Raw genomic sequence first — 14,813 nt, forward strand, 5'->3', positions numbered from 1 at the left:
GCCCGGCACTTCGGTGCCGGGCCCGTTCCGTCTCGTCAGGGGTGGGGCCTGGGCCTACAGGTACGGCCCGCCGGAACGGCCGCCGGAGCGAGGGTCCTCGTCGCCCTCGACACCGCCGACCCCGGGCGGGAGAGCGCGGCGCATCGACTCCAACTGGGCCCTGGCCGCCATCTGCTGCGCGAACAGCGTCGTCTGGATCCCGTGGAAGAGTCCCTCCAGCCAGCCCACCAACTGAGCCTGCGCGATCCGCAGTTCGGCGTCGCTGGGGGTCGCCTCGTCCGTGAAGGGCAGCGAGAGCCGCTCCAGTTCCTCGACGAGCTCCGGCGCCAGGCCGTCCTCCAGCTCCTTCACGGAGCTCGCGTGGATCTCCTTGAGCCGCACCCGGCTGGCCTCGTCCAGAGGTGCTGCACGCACCTCCTCCAGCAGCTGCTTGATCATGCTGCCGATGCGCATCACCTTGGCGGGCTGTTCCACCATCTCAGTCACCGGGACCTCGCGGGAGTCCTCGTCTCCGGTGCCGCCGAGAGCCATCCCGTCCTGGCCGACGACCAGGATCTGAGGGTTCTCCGGCGACCTGTCGTTCCTCGGCATCTCCATGCCGCCATTCTCTCGCACGCCTCCACCCCATCACGGTGGTGCCCCCCGCGCAGGATGATCCACCCCGTAAGCGGGCTCCGACTTCCACCACGCGCCGTCCGACGGTCACGGTCCGTCGACGTGACCCGGCGGACACCGCTCACGCTCCGTGGAGATTCCCGCGGGCAGTGACCACGTTCCGTTCACGCACCGGGGTGAACCGTCACGCTCCGTCGAGATGCCGCGCGCACGGCGTCATGTGAGTCTGATCCCGTCCGACTTCCGCGACCCGACCCGTACCGGGAGGGGGTCACCGGTGTGACTCCATGGCTTCGAACGCTGCACACGGCCGGACTGCTGCTGGTCATCCTGACCGCCGCCGGCCACCACCCTTCGTACGCCGCCGCGCCCGTGCCGCACGCGCCCGGCCCGGCCCCGTACGCCGCACCCACTCCGGACGGCAGCGCCTCCGCGCCCCGGTCCGGGGATCCCACGACACACTCCACCGCCTCCGCCTCCGCGTCCCGGTCCGCAGACCCCGCCGCGTCCACCGGCACCCCCACGCCGCGCGCCACGAAGTCCGCACCGAACGCCGATTCCTCCCGCGCGGGGAGTCTGGCGGGCGAGGGACGGGTCCGCCCCGGGCGTCCGGACCTGGACACCTCGGACCCCTCGGACACCTCCGACGAGGACACGGGCGACACCGACGAGACCGGGAACACCGCTGACGAGGACACGGAGCCCACGTACGGCGACACCGACCCCGGCGCCGACACGGACCCGAGCGGCGATCCCGAGGCCGCGGTCCCGGACAGCTCGGCGGCGGGCGTCGCCCCCGAGCCGTCACGAAGCGACCCGGCGTCCGAGCCGCAGACCGTCGCGCACCCCGAGTCCGAGCCGGTGCTCGAGATCCTGCCGCTCGGCAGCGGGCTGATCCTCATCGGCCTCGGGCTCGGCCTGGCCTTCCTGGCCCTGCGGGTCCGCGTCCGCTGAGACGGGCGGGGCCCCGCAGGGGGCCGCAACCCGTATGGCGGAACCTCGCGAGGCGGGCCCGTGCGGGGCCCGGCCGAGCGGGAGGTGACCCGAACGGCCGAGCACGTCCGCCGGGCTCGCATCGCTCAAGCGCGAGTCCCGTGAGCGGCACGGCCCTCGTGAGCGGCACGGCCCTCGTGAGTGCACAAGGTCCGTGAGCGGCGCGAGCCCCGTGCACGTGCCCCGTGAAACGGCGCGAGCCCCGTGCACGTGCCCCGTGAGCGGTGTGAGCCCCGTGACCTGCCCCGTGCCGGACGAGCGGCCGCTAGGAGGTCACGAGCAGCACCTTTCCGATGTGCCCGCTGGCCTCCAGGACCCGGTGGCCCTCCGCCGCGTCGCTCATCGGCAGCTCACGGTCGACGATCGGACGTACGTGACCGGAGTCGATCAGCGGCCACACATGCTCCCGCACCGCTGCCACGATGGCCGCCTTCTCATCGAGCGGACGGGCGCGCAGCGAGGTCGCGCTGATGGCGGCACGCTTGTTGAGGAGCGTGGCGATGTTCAACTCGCCCTTGATGCCGCCCTGCATGCCGATGATCGCCAGCCGTCCGTTGGCGGCGAGGGCCCGCACGTTCCGGTCGAGGTACTTGGCACCCATGTTGTCGAGGATGACGTCGGCACCCGCGCCGTCCGTGGCCTGCTTGATCTCCTCGACGAAGTCCTGTTCGCGGTAGTTGATCAGGATGTCCGCGCCGAGTTCGGCACAGAAGTCGAGCTTCTCCTTGCTGCCCGCCGTCACCGCGACTCTCGCACCGACCGCCTTCGCCAGCTGGATCGCCATGGTGCCGATGCCGCTGGATCCGCCGTGCACCAGCAGGGTCTCGCCGGGGCGCAGGTGGGCCACCATGAAGACGTTCGACCAGACGGTGCAGGTCACCTCCGGCAGCGCGGCGGCCTGCCGGACGTCCAGGTCCGCGGGCACGGGCAGCAGCTGCCCCGCCGGCACGGCGACCTTCTGGGCGTATCCACCGCCCCCGAGCAGCGCGCACGCCTCGTCGCCGACCGCCCAGCCCGAGACGCCGGGACCGAGGGCGACGACACGGCCCGAGCATTCGAGCCCCGGGTACGGGGACGCCCCGGGCGGCGGGTCGTACAGGCCCTGCCGCTGCAGCAGATCGGCACGGTTGACGGCGCTGGCCGCCACCTCCACCAGCACTTCTCCATCGGCGGGTACGGGGTCCGGGACCTCGTCCCACACCAGCGCCTCGGGCCCACCAGGTTCAGGAATCGTGATCGCGTACATGAGGGGGACGCTACTCCTCGGGAACGCGGTGACGCGGCTCGGCCGCCGCGCGTGGCATCACCGGACCCGACCGGCCCTCCGGGCCGGGGTACCGGCGGCTCAGGTCCGCGGCAGCGGCCGGATGTCGGGGGTGACCTGGGTACCGGGGGTGGCCCGCGCGATGGTGATGAGACGGTCCGTCAACTGGAGTGATCCGACGGCCGGATCGTCGTAGCCGAGCACCCGGTGTCCCCGTACGACACTCACCACCAGGTCGTCCGTCTCGCGTACGCCCTTGCCCACCTCGGCCTTTATGACCGGTCGTTCGACGATGTCGAGACCGGTGCCCTGCTGGATGAGGTCCTCCATGACCATGCCCGCGGCGGGGCTGAGCACCGAGAGCCCGAGCAGGCGGCCCGCGGCGCTGGCGCTGGTGATGACGGCATCGGCGCCGGACTGCTGGAGCAGCGGCGCGTTCTCCTCCTCCCGCACCGCTGCGACGATCTTCGCCGAGCGGTTGAGCTGCCGGGCGGTCAGCGTGACCAGTACGGCGGTGTCGTCCCGCTGGGTGGCGATGATGATCTGCCGCGCCTTGCGGACCTCGGCCCGCATCAGCACGTCGCTGCGCGTCGCGTCGCCGATCACTCCGGCGTAGCCGTCGGCCGTCGCCGCCTCGATCACCTTGGAGCTCGGGTCGACGACCACGACCTGCTCCTTCTTCAGCCCGGTCGCACAGACGGTCTCGATGGCCGACCGCCCCTTGGTCCCGAAGCCGACAACGACGGTGTGATCCCTCAAGGCCGTCCTCCAGCGGTTCAGCCGCCACTCCTCACGGGTCCGTTCCGTGAGGACTTCCAGCGTGGTGCCGACCAGGATGATCAGGAACAGCACACGCAGCGGCGTGATGACGAAGATGTTGGTGAGCCGGGCGGCGTCGCTGACCGGGGTGATGTCGCCGTATCCCGTGGTGGAGAGGGTGACGGTCGCGTAGTACAGGGCGTCCAGGAAATCGACGGAGCCGTCCGAGTTGTCGTTGTAACCGTCCCTGTCCGCCCAGACGATCACCGCCGTGGCGACCAGCAGCGCCAGAGCCATCGCCAGACGCTTGACGACCTGGCGGATCGGGCGTTCCACGATTTTCCGCGGGAGCTTCACCCGATGGGTCACGAGATGTTCGCCCGCTTGGCGGGCGATCGCGTCATGGCCCGGAAGTTTCACGTGAAACACACCCCGTTCGGTCTCATCGGAACCGCCCCCCGTCTCGGGCTCTTCGGATCTGTACGCCGCTCGCGTTCACCGGAACCGGATCCCGCTCGGAATCATGTGACGCACACGTCGATACCCGCGGTTGCCCAGGGCAGGTCCAGGAGTTCGAGCTCCTGCCCCACCCGTGCCCCGCCCGGCGGGATCACGGCGAGGGCGTCGGACGCCGCGATGCCCCGCAGCATCGCCGGGCCGTTGTAGTGCAGCGGCACGGCCCGGTCGCCGCGCAGCGCCACGGGGACGAGCCGGGTGTCGTACGGGTGGCCGTGCACGGCTTCCTGGAGGGGCAGCGTGTACGGCTCGGGGGCCATGCGTCCGGCGAGGGTGCGCAGCAGGGGTTCGGCGAGCGTGAGGAGCCCGGAAACGGCGGCCAGGGGGTTACCGGGCAGGCCGACGAGATGCTGGTCCTCCTTGGTGCGGGCCAGCAGCATCGGATGTCCGGGGCGCACCTTGACGCCGTCCACGAGCAGTTCGGCGCCGATGCGGTGCAAGGTGGGGTGCACGTGGTCGACCGGACCCGCGGCGGTGCCACCGGTGGTGACCACCAGGTCGGCCGCGGAACCGGTGATCGCCTTGTGCAGTGCCTTGGCGTCGTCGCCGAGCCGACGCACCGCGACGACCTCGGCGCCGAGCGCCCGCAGCCACGGCGGCAGCATCGGGCCGAGCGCGTCCCTGATACGCCCCTCCTGGGGCAGCCCCGAGGAGAGCAACTCGTCACCGAGGACCAGGACTTCGACGCGTGGGCGGGGAACGGCGGCGAGCGTGTCGTATCCGGCGGCCGCCGCGAGGCCCAGCACGGCCGGGGTGATCACCACACCGGCCGGGAGCAACTGATCGCCCGTACGGCACTCCTGGCCACGCGGACGGATGTCCTGCCCGTGCACGACCTCCCGGGTCGCGAACAGCCGGCCCTTGTCGTCGATCCGCCCGTGCTCGCTGCGCATGACGGCCGTGGCGTCCTGCGGGATACGGGCCCCGGTGGCGATCCGCACCGCTTCGCCGTCCGTGAGCGCCTCCGGCTCCGCCTGTCCGGCGAGCACCCCGTCCTCCCGGACCTCCCAGGGTCCGGGTCCCGCGACCGCCCATCCGTCCATCGCGGAGGTGTCGAAGGAAGGGAGGTCCGTGAGTGCGGTCAGGGGGGCGGCGAGTACGAGGCCGAGCGCGGCGTCGAGGGGCACGGAGACAGGGGTCCGGCGCGGCAGCGAACGGGCGGCACGTTCGGCGACGGCGCGGGCCTCGGGCCAGGGCGTGGCCTTGTGGTGCGCGTCGGACCGACGTGCCTTCGACTCACCCTCGGGCGCGGGGGGCGGCACGGAGCCGGTCCCGGCGGCCGTCCTGGTCTCCGGCTTCACCAGGGCGAGGGCCTCCTCGACATCGAGGTCGTCCGCCTCCTGGCTGTCCGGGGTGCGGGCGGCCGTCATCCGGCGTCCGGCTTGGCGTCGGGAGTGTCCTCGTCCGCCCAACGCAGCGCCAGCGCGGCGGCCTTGCGGGCGGCCTCGGCCACCGCGTCCGGGCCGCCACCGGCCTGTGCGGCGGCGTATCCCACGAGGAAGGTGGTCAGGGGGGCGGCGGGCCTGGCCACGCCGTGCGCGGCGTCCCGGGCCAGGTCGAGCAGGGCGCCGGTGTCGACGTCCAGGTCGATGCCCAGCTCGTCCTTGACTACGGAGATCCATTCATCCAACACGTGTCCATGCTCCCTGATGCGTGCCCGCGCGGCGGCGATGTCGTCCCAGGTGTCGCAGTCGAAGGACGCGACCGGGTCGGAGATGCGGGTGAGGTCGAGCGCGGCGACGAGCCGCCGCAGCGGCAGCCCGGTGAGTCCACCGTGAGCGGCCGCCAGCGCGGCCAGTTCGCGGCGCAGGGCCGACGCCCGATAGGCGGCGACGAGCGGCTGATCACGCCCGCCGTCATCGACGAGCAGCACGCCGTCGGGCACGGCAGCCTGCGCCGGGGCGGCGTCGAGGCCTCCTGAGGGCACCGGGACGCCCTCGGGAGGAAGTGCGTCCAGCAGGCGTCCCACCGTCCCCTCGTCGAGGAACGGCAGATCGGCGGAGAGCACCAGGACGTGTTCGGAGGAGGTGTGGCGCAGCCCCGCGTCCAGCGCCGCGAGCGGTCCCCCGCCGGGCGGGTCCTCGCGGGCCCACACCACAGGACGCGCGGTGGTTCTGGGCTCGGCCACGACGACCGTCGTGCCGGCACCTGCACAGGCCGCCAGCACCCGGTCGAGCAGCGCCCGGCCGCCCACCCGCACTCCGGGCTTGTCCGCGCCGCCGAGCCGCCGCGCGGCGCCGCCCGCGAGCACGACGGCGTCGTACGCGGCTTCGGCGCCGGGTGTGCCCGGCGGTCCGGGGGCCACCCGGGCGCCGGACGTGCCCCATGGCTCGTAGGCGGTCATCCCCCGAGTATGGGCGTCCGATGGATCATTGCCACCCCCGCGCACAGCATGTGGACGGGGATGGCAGACCCGAGGGGCGCTAGAGGGTCCGCAGCAGCACCGCCGGCTGTTCCACGCAGTCCGCCACGTAGCGCAGGAAGCCGCCCGCCGTGCCGCCGTCGCAGACCCGGTGGTCGAAGGTGAGCGAGAGCTGGACGACCTGCCGCACCGCGAGTTCGCCCTGGTGCACCCACGGCTTGGGCACGATCCGGCCGACCCCCAGCATGGCCGCCTCGGGGTGGTTGATGATCGGCGTGGAACCGTCGACGCCGAACACCCCGTAGTTGTTCAGGGTGAAGGTGCCGCCCGTGAGGTCCGCCGGTGTCAGGGACCCGGTCCGGGCAGCCTCCGTCAGCCGGGCGAACTCCGCGCTCAGCCCCTCCGCGTCCCGCGTGTGCGCGTCCCGGACGACGGGGACGACGAGCCCCCGCTCGGTCTGCGCGGCGAAGCCCAGGTGCACCTGCTCGAACCGGACGACCTCGCGGGCGTCCATGTCGACGGTCGAGTTGAGCTCGGGGAAGCGCGCCAGCGCGGCCGTGCAGATCCGGGCCAGCAGCGCGAGCAGGGAGATCTTCGCGCCGCCGGCCGCGTTCATCGCGGTGCGCGCCTGCATGAGTTCCGTCGCGTCGGCATCCACCCAGCAGGTCGCGTCGGGTATCTCGCGACGGCTGCGGGAGAGCTTGTCGGCGACGGCACCGCGGACGCCCCGGAGGGGCACGCGCAGGCCGTGCGCGGAGGACGCTGCCCCCGCGGGCACCGGCGCGACCGGCAGGGCCGCCCCGCGGGCCGAGGGCGGGGTGTGCAGGATCCCCTCGGAAGCGGCGGCGGGAGACGCCGACGCCGGCAAGGGCGTCCGAGCCCGCCCGCTGCCCGCGCGCAGCACGTCCTCGACGTCCGCCCGCAGGATCAGGCCGTCGGGGCCGGAGCCCGCCAGCTCCCGCAGATCCAGCCCGTTCTCCCGGGCGAGCCTGCGGACGAGCGGGGAGATGACGGGGACGGGGCCGTCGGCATGCGGGTGCGCGGCCGGCGCAGCCTCACGGCCTGCCGGAACGGGCGTCCCGTTGCGGTTCCCGCCCGCGGCCGGGCCGGGGCTCCGGCGAACCGGGGCCGCGCCCGTGGGCGGCCGTACCCTCCTGCGCCGCGCCGGAGGCGCGCCCGTGCCGTACCCCACCAGGACGTTGCCCGAGCCCTCGTCGGCCGCGGTGTCGCCGTCGTCCTCCGCGGAGGGGGCCGGCGCGCCCACGGCGACCGTCAGCAGCGGTGCCCCGACGGGCAGTTCCGTGCCCTCCTCGCCGAAGCGGGCGGTGACCACACCCCCGTAGGGACAGGGGACCTCGACCATCGCCTTGGCGGTCTCGACCTCGACGACCGGCTGGTCGATCGCGACGACGTCACCGACCTCCACCAGCCAGCGGACGATCTCCGCCTCGGTGAGCCCCTCCCCGAGGTCGGGGAGCTTGAACTCCAGCACCTGGGCCATCAGCTCTCCGCCTCCCATTGCAGGCGCCCCACGGCGTCCAGGATCCGGTCGACGCCGGGCAGGTGGTGCCGCTCCAGCATCGGCGGCGGATAGGGGATGTCGAACCCGGCTACGCGCAGCACCGGTGCCTCCAGGTGGTGGAAGCAGCGCTCGGTGACCCGCGCCGCTATCTCGCCTCCGGGGCCGCCGAAGCCGCCCGACTCGTGCACGACCACCGCGCGGCCGGTGCGCCGCACCGACGCGGCGACCGTCTCGTCGTCGAACGGCACCAGTGAGCGCAGGTCGACGACTTCGAGGTCCCAGCCCTCGGCGCGTGCGGCCTCTGCGGCTTCGAGGCAGACGGGAACGGACGGCCCGTACGTGATGAGCGTGGCACTGCGGCCCGAGCGGCGCACCACCGCGCGGCCGATCGGCTCCACGACCGAGGGCTCGTCCGGGTTCCAGGAGTCCTTCGACCAGTACAGCCGCTTCGGCTCCAGGAAGACGACCGGGTCGTCGGAGGCGATGGAGGCGCGCAGCAGGCCGTACGCGTCGGCGACCGTCGCGGGCGTGACGACATGGAGCCCCGGAGTCGCCATGTAGTACGCCTCGGAGGAGTCGCTGTGGTGCTCGACGCCGCCGATGCCGCCGCCGTACGGGACCCGGATGGTGATGGGCAGCGGCATGGCGCCCCGCGTGCGGTTGCGCATCCGCGCCACGTGCGAGATCAACTGCTCGAAGGCCGGGTAGGCGAACGCGTCGAACTGCATCTCGACGACCGGCCTGAGGCCGTACATGGCCATGCCGACGGCGGTGCCGAGGATGCCGGCCTCGGCGAGCGGGGTGTCCGTGCACCGGTCCTCGCCGAACTCCTTGGCGAGCCCGTCGGTGACCCGGAAGACACCGCCGAGGGTGCCGACGTCCTCGCCCATGACGTGGACCGCCGGGTCCTCGGCCATGGCGTCACGCAGCGCGCGGCCGAGGGCCTGGGCCATGGTGGCCGGTTTCAGGGCAACGGTGGTCATCGGCCGGCTCCTTCGGGCCCGTGGTGGTGCGGACCGTCCGCCTCGGCGTCGAGTTCCGCCCTCAACTGTGCTTCCTGCTCCAGGAGCTGAGGGGTGGGCTGGGCGTAGACATGGGCGAACAGGTCCATGGGGTCGAGCACCGGGTCCTGGTTCATGCGCTCACGCAGGTCCGCGGCCATCGTCTCGGCAGCCTCACGGACCTCCCTTACGCCTTCGTCGTCGAGCAGGCCGCGGTCGGTCAACTCACGCTCCAGCAGCACGATCGGGTCGTGCGCGCGCCAGGTCTCGACCTCGGCGTCGCCCCGGTAGCGGGTGGCGTCGTCCGCGTTCGTGTGGGCGTCGATGCGGTACGTCACGGCCTCGACGAGCGTCGGACCGCCGCCCGCACGCGCGTGGGCGATGGCCTCGCCGAGCACCTGGTGCACCGCCACCGCGTCGTTGCCGTCGACCAGGCGGCCCGGCATCCCGTAGCCGACGGCCTTGTGGGCCAGCGACGGGGCGGCGGTCTGCTTGGCGAGCGGTACGGAGATCGCGAAGCCGTTGTTCTGCACGAGGAAGACGACCGGGGCCTGCCACACGGCGGCGAAGTTCAGCGCTTCGTGGAAGTCGCCCTCGCTGGTGCCACCGTCGCCGACCAGGGCGAGCGCGACCACGTCGTCGCCCTTGAGGCGCGCGGCGTGCGCGAGGCCCACGGCGTGCGGAAGCTGGGTGGCGAGCGGGGTGGACAGCGGCGCGATGCGGTGCTCGCGCGGGTCGTACCCGGTGTGCCAGTCACCGCGCAGGAGGGTGAGGGCCTCGACCGGGTCCAGGCCGCGGGCGACGGCCGCGAGGGTGTCGCGGTAGCTGGGGAAGAGCCAGTCGTGCTCCTCCAGGACCAGTGCGGCGGCGACCTCGCACGCCTCCTGGCCGGTGCTGGAGGGGTACACGGCGAGACGGCCCTGCTTGGTCAGGGCGGTGGCCTGCGTGTTGTAACGGCGACCGCGCACCAGCTCCGCGTACAGCCTGCGCAGCAGGCCCGGGTCGGCCTGCGCGGCCGCCTCGGTGCCGAGGACGCGGTACGGCAGCGCGTCGGGCAGCAGCGGCGCGGGGTCGGTGCGGGGCTGCCAGGCGGGCGGCGGCGTTGGCCGGTAAGCGCCTCGCTGCTCCATGACCGTCATGACGGCACCTCCTCGTGGGAGCGGCTTCGGACGCCTCACGGGTGTGACGCGCCTCACCTACCGATTGTTCGGTCGTCGGCACATTTTGGCTACAGGCGGCGCCAGGCTGTGGACAAACGGTTCTGCACAGCCTGAGATGGACGCAGTACGTCCATGGTAGGGAGGCGGGGGGACATGGCACCTGAACAAATGGCCGAGCCACCGGAGGCCGGCCCGCACCCGCCGCCCGCCCGACCGCTCGATGCCATCGATCAGGACATCCTGCAGATGCTCCAGGCGGACGGCCGCGCGTCGATACGCTCCGTGGCCGAACGGGTCCATGTGTCGCGTGCCAACGCCTACGCGCGGATCAACCGCCTTATCGAGGACGGCGTGATCCGGGGCTTCGGCGCCCGCGTCGACCACGAGCGCGCGGGGCAGGGCACATCGGCCTACATCACCCTCAAGATCGTGCAGAACTCCTGGCGCACCGTGCGCGAACAGCTGCGACTGCTGCCGGGGGCCTCCCACATCGCACTGGTGGGCGGCGACTTCGATGTCCTGCTGCTGGTGCACACGCCGGACAACAGGGCGCTGCGCGAACTGGTGCTCACCCGCCTCCAGGCCATCCCGGAGGTGCTCAGCACACGCACGCTGCTGGTGTTCGAGGAGGAGGACCTGGAGCCGGAGGGCTGAGCCCCGTGGCAACAGGGACCCTCAGAACTCCTTGCGCAGCCCTCCGAAGACCAACTGCACGACCGCTTCCGCCACTTCGCGCTCGCCCATGCCCCGGCCGTCCGGCCGGTACCACTCCACGAGCGAATTGATCATCCCGAAGACCAGCCGGGTCGCCAGCCGGACCTCCACGTCCGGGCGCACGTCGCCCTCGGCGGCGGCCGCCTTCAGCAGTTCGGCCACCTGGTGGTCGAAGTCGCGGCGCCGCTCCAGGGCCCACCGCTCGGTGTCCGTGTTGCCGCGCACCCGCAGCAGCAGCGTCACGTACGGCAGCTCGGCCGTGAGCACCTCGACCATGCGCCGCACGACGTACTCCAGGCGCTCCACGGCACGCCCCTCGCGCGCGTGCTCCTCGTCGAGGATCCCGAAGAGGCCGTCGAGGGCACGGCTGACGGCCCGGCGCAGCAGCTCCTCCTTGCCCGCCACGTGGTGGTAGATCGAGGACTTGGAGATGCCGGCCGCCTTGGAGAGGTGCTCCATGGAGGTGCCGTCGTAGCCACGCTCGTTGAAGACCTGCACCGCCACGGAGAGCAGCGTCTCCGGCGTGTAGGTGTCGCGCTTGGCGGTGGTCATGAGGTGCCCTCCCGCTTCTCGGTGGCGTACGCGTGGCGGTAGAGCGCGAGCGACGGCGCGTAGCGCCCTGAGGGGTCCCGCTGGTGCAGGTCGTCCAGCAGGGAGCACGCCCAGCTCCTGCCGAGCCTGCGGGACCATTCGAAGGGGCCGAGCGGGTAGTTCACGCCGAGGCGCATCGCCGTGTCGATGTCCTCCTCGGTGGCCACGCCCTTGGCGACGGCGTCGTGCGCCAGGTCGACGATCCGGGCCACCGTCCGGGCGACGATCATGCCGGGCACGTCCCCGACGACACTGACGTCCTTGCCGAGCGCCTGGAAGAGGCCGACGGCCTCGGAGAGCGTCTGGGGAGCGGTGTCCTGGGAGGCGGAGAGGGCGATCCGGGTCGCCTTCCGGTAGTCGAGCGCGAGGTCGAAGTAGACGACGTCGCGGAACTCGACCGAGGTCTGGCCGTCGGCGAGGGCCAGCTGGCCGCCGCCGGGCAGTACGAGGCGGGTCCCGTGGTCCTCCTCGTCCTCGCGGACCTGTATGCCGGCCTCGCGTATCAGGTCCAGGAGCTCCGCGGCGGGGCCGAGATCGCCCTCGGCCACGACGTACGCGGGCGGCTGCGCCTTCTCCGCCGTGTGCGGCTCGGCGGGCTCCGCGCCGTCCCCGTAGTCGTACCAGCCGTGGCCGGACTTGCGGCCGAGCCGGCCCGACTCGACGAGGCGCCGCTGCGCGAGCGAGGGCGTGAAGCGCACGTCCTGGAAGAAGGACTGCCACACGGAGTGCGTGACGGATTCGTTGACGTCCTGGCCGATCAGGTCGGTCAGCTCGAACGCGCCCATCCGGAACCCGCCCGACTCGCGCAGGACCGCGTCGATCGTGGCCGGGTCGGCGGCCTGCGCCTCGTGGACGGCGAAGGCCTCGGCGTAGAAGGGCCGCGCGATGCGGTTGACGATGAAGCCGGGGGTGTCCGCGCAGGCGACAGGGGTCTTCCCCCAGGCGCGGGCCGTCTCGTACGCGCGCGTGGCCGACGTGACGTCGGTGGCGAAGCCGGAGACCACCTCGACCAGGGGCAGCAGGGGAGCCGGGTTGAAGAAGTGCAGCCCGACCAGGCGGCCGGGGCTGCGCAGGGCGCCGCCGATGGCCGTCACGGAGAGGGAGGAGGTGTTCGTGGCGAGCAGGCAGTCCTCGCCGACGACGTCCTCCAGCTCCCGGAACAGCTGCTGCTTCGCGTCGAGCTGCTCCAGGACGGCCTCGACGACGAGCGCGCAGTCCGCCAGCTCGGCGAGGTCGCGGGCAGGGCGCAGCCGGGCGCGCGCGGCGTCCCGCTCGGCACCGGTCAGCCGATCCTTCTCGACGAGCCGGTCGAGCCGGGCGCCTATCGCTTCGGCGGCCGCCTCGGCCCGCCCGGGAAACGCGTCGTGGAGCCGCACCGGATGGCCCGCTACCAGCGCGACCTGGGCGATGCCCTGGCCCATGGTGCCGGTGCCGACGACGGCCACGGGGCTGCTGAGGTCGATAGCTGTCATGTGCGCGATCCTCCCGCACGGGGTTTTCCACAGATGCGGCGGACCCCCTTGTCCCGACCGATCGTTCGGTTACTCTAACTCTGTCCGTCCATTCCTGCCCAGCTCGTGAGCTCAAAGAAGAGCTCTTGAGACGAGGAGTTGGTCCTTGATGGCCGCCGAACTCACCGCGCACCAGCTGATCGCCCAGCACCGGCCCACCCTCGACCAGACGCTGGAAGCGATCCGCACACGCGCGTACTGGTCCCCCCACCCCGAGCACCCGAAGGCGTACGGCGAGCACGGCAGTCTGGGCATGGCCGAGGGCAAGGAAGCCTTCGACGCCCTGCTCGGCACCCGCCTCGACCTCGGCCAGCCCGGCACGGACGACTGGGTGGGCGACGAGACCTCGCCGTACGGAATCGCCCTGGGCGTCACCTATCCGCACGCGGACATCGACGTCCTGCTGCCCGCCATGCGGGCCGGACAGCGGGCCTGGCGCGACGCCGGCGCGGAGATCCGCGCCGTGGTCTGCCTGGAGATCCTCAAGCGGATCAGCGACCGGACGCACGAGTTCGCGCACGCGGTCATGCACACCAGCGGCCAGGCCTTCATGATGGCGTTCCAGGCGGGCGGCCCGCACGCCCAGGACCGTGGCCTGGAGGCCGTGGCGTACGCCTATGTGGAGCAGGTCCGCACCCCCGACACCGCGGAATGGACCAAGCCCCAGGGCAAGCGCGACCCGCTCGCGCTCACCAAGCAGTTCACTGCGGTGCCGCGAGGCATCGCGCTGATGATCGGCTGCAACACCTTCCCGACGTGGAACGGCTATCCGGGCCTGTTCGCCTCCCTCGCCACGGGCAACGCGGTGCTGGTCAAGCCCCACCCGCGCGCGGTGCTGCCGCTCGCGCTCACCGTCCAGGTCGCGCGCGAGGTGCTCGCCGCGACGGGCTTCGACCCGAACCTGGTGGCGCTGGCCGCCGAGCGCCCCGGCGAGGGCATCGCCAAGACCCTGGCCGTGCGGCCCGAGATCCGCATCATCGACTACACCGGCTCGACGGCCTTCGGCGACTGGCTGGAGAGCAACGCCCGCCAGGCACAGGTCTACACGGAGAAGGCCGGCGTCAACACGGTCCTCGTGGAGTCGACCGACGACTACAAGGGGATGCTGTCCAACCTGGCCTTCTCCCTGTCCCTGTACAGCGGCCAGATGTGCACGACCCCGCAGAACCTGCTGATCCCCCGCGACGGCATCCGCACGGACGAGGGCCCCAAGTCCTACGACGAGGTGGTCTCCGACCTCGCGAAGTCGGTCGGCGGCCTGCTCGGCGACGACGCCCGGGCGAACGCACTGCTGGGCGCCATCGTCAACCCGGACGTCAAGGCGCGCCTCGAGGCCGCCGCCGGTCTCGGCGAAGTCGCCCTGCCTTCCAGGGAGATCAGCAACCCCGAATTCCCGAACGCGGTCGTGCGCACCCCCGTCATCGTGAAGCTCGACGGGGCCAAGCCGGACGACGAAGCCGCCTACATGAACGAGTGCTTCGGACCCGTCTCCTTCGCTGTGGCGATGGACTCGGCCACGGACGCCGTGGAGCTGCTGCGGCGGACGATCAGGGACAAGGGCGCGATGACCGTCGGCGCGTACACCACCGACGAGGAGGTCGAGCAGGCCGTGCAGGAAGCCTGCCTGGAGGAGTGCGCCCAGCTCTCCCTGAATCTGACCGGCGGGGTCTACGTCAACCAGACGGCGGCCTTCTCGGACTTCCACGGCTCCGGCGGCAACCCCGCGGCGAACGCGGCACTGTGCGACGGCGCGTTCGTGGCCAACCGCTTCCGCGTGGTCGAGGTGCGCCGGGAGGCGTAGCGGC

The 14,813-nt window shown here is 72.4% G+C and carries 13 protein-coding genes; 3 read left to right on the forward strand and 10 right to left on the reverse strand.

The window, feature by feature from the left end; all coding sequences use genetic code 11:
* Nucleotides 1–54 precede the first annotated feature (54 nt).
* The gene (locus ABEB03_RS01690; protein ID WP_095935496.1) at nt 55–597 is read right to left on the reverse strand and encodes a bacterial proteasome activator family protein; all 543 of its coding nucleotides are present in this window, start codon (nt 595–597) and stop codon (nt 55–57) included.
* A gap of 297 nt (nt 598–894) precedes the next feature.
* Here ABEB03_RS01690 and ABEB03_RS01695 point away from each other — a divergent pair, with 297 nt between their 5' ends.
* Nucleotides 895–1,569, forward strand: coding sequence for a hypothetical protein (locus tag ABEB03_RS01695; protein WP_345640070.1), 675 nt, complete (start codon nt 895–897; stop codon nt 1,567–1,569).
* A gap of 304 nt (nt 1,570–1,873) precedes the next feature.
* On the opposite strand, the gene ABEB03_RS01700 is transcribed toward ABEB03_RS01695, so the two are convergent.
* The 7 genes from ABEB03_RS01700 to pdhA form a co-directional block, all read right to left on the reverse strand.
* Nucleotides 1,874–2,854, reverse strand: a complete 981-nt coding sequence (locus ABEB03_RS01700) for an NAD(P)H-quinone oxidoreductase (RefSeq protein WP_345640072.1) — start codon at nt 2,852–2,854, stop codon at nt 1,874–1,876.
* Between the two features lie 99 nt (nt 2,855–2,953).
* Nucleotides 2,954–4,060, reverse strand: a complete 1,107-nt coding sequence (locus ABEB03_RS01705) for a potassium channel family protein (protein ID WP_345640074.1) — start codon at nt 4,058–4,060, stop codon at nt 2,954–2,956.
* Between the two features lie 92 nt (nt 4,061–4,152).
* The gene (locus ABEB03_RS01710; RefSeq protein ID WP_345640076.1) at nt 4,153–5,517 is read right to left on the reverse strand and encodes a molybdopterin molybdotransferase MoeA; all 1,365 of its coding nucleotides are present in this window, start codon (nt 5,515–5,517) and stop codon (nt 4,153–4,155) included.
* Nucleotides 5,514–6,491, reverse strand: coding sequence for an NTP transferase domain-containing protein (locus ABEB03_RS01715; RefSeq protein WP_345640079.1), 978 nt, complete (start codon nt 6,489–6,491; stop codon nt 5,514–5,516). The genes ABEB03_RS01710 and ABEB03_RS01715 overlap by 4 nt, the downstream gene beginning before the upstream one ends.
* Before the next feature lie 79 nt (nt 6,492–6,570).
* On the reverse strand, nt 6,571–8,010 hold the full coding sequence (locus ABEB03_RS01720; RefSeq protein WP_345640601.1) for a dihydrolipoamide acetyltransferase family protein: 1,440 nt from the start codon (nt 8,008–8,010) through the stop codon (nt 6,571–6,573).
* Entirely contained in the window at nt 8,010–9,014 is a 1,005-nt protein-coding gene (locus tag ABEB03_RS01725) for an alpha-ketoacid dehydrogenase subunit beta (RefSeq protein ID WP_345640082.1), read from the reverse strand. The genes ABEB03_RS01720 and ABEB03_RS01725 overlap by 1 nt, the downstream gene beginning before the upstream one ends.
* Nucleotides 9,011–10,171 (reverse strand): pyruvate dehydrogenase (acetyl-transferring) E1 component subunit alpha, encoded by a 1,161-nt coding sequence (gene pdhA, locus ABEB03_RS01730; protein ID WP_345640085.1) that lies wholly within the window; start codon nt 10,169–10,171, stop codon nt 9,011–9,013. The genes ABEB03_RS01725 and pdhA overlap by 4 nt, the downstream gene beginning before the upstream one ends.
* Nucleotides 10,172–10,345: 174 nt before the next feature.
* On the opposite strand from pdhA, the gene ABEB03_RS01735 reads away from it, so the two are divergent.
* The gene (locus ABEB03_RS01735) at nt 10,346–10,846 is read left to right on the forward strand and encodes an Lrp/AsnC family transcriptional regulator (RefSeq protein WP_345640088.1); all 501 of its coding nucleotides are present in this window, start codon (nt 10,346–10,348) and stop codon (nt 10,844–10,846) included.
* A gap of 21 nt (nt 10,847–10,867) precedes the next feature.
* Here the strand turns inward: ABEB03_RS01735 and ABEB03_RS01740 are convergent, their stop codons facing one another.
* Nucleotides 10,868–11,458: a TetR/AcrR family transcriptional regulator gene (locus ABEB03_RS01740; protein WP_345640090.1), complete on the reverse strand. Its 591-nt coding sequence runs from the start codon at nt 11,456–11,458 to the stop codon at nt 10,868–10,870.
* Nucleotides 11,455–12,969, reverse strand: a complete 1,515-nt coding sequence (locus tag ABEB03_RS01745) for a 3-hydroxyacyl-CoA dehydrogenase (RefSeq protein ID WP_345640092.1) — start codon at nt 12,967–12,969, stop codon at nt 11,455–11,457. The genes ABEB03_RS01740 and ABEB03_RS01745 overlap by 4 nt, the downstream gene beginning before the upstream one ends.
* 148 nt (nt 12,970–13,117) lie before the next feature.
* On the opposite strand from ABEB03_RS01745, the gene paaN reads away from it, so the two are divergent.
* Complete coding sequence (gene paaN, locus ABEB03_RS01750; protein ID WP_345640094.1) at nt 13,118–14,809, forward strand: phenylacetic acid degradation protein PaaN; 1,692 nt, start codon at nt 13,118–13,120, stop codon at nt 14,807–14,809.
* The last annotated feature ends 4 nt before the right edge of the window (nt 14,810–14,813 follow it).

The sequence above is a fragment of the Streptomyces siamensis genome, from assembly GCF_039543605.1.
Taxonomy (GTDB): Bacteria; Actinomycetota; Actinomycetes; order Streptomycetales; family Streptomycetaceae; genus Streptomyces; species Streptomyces siamensis.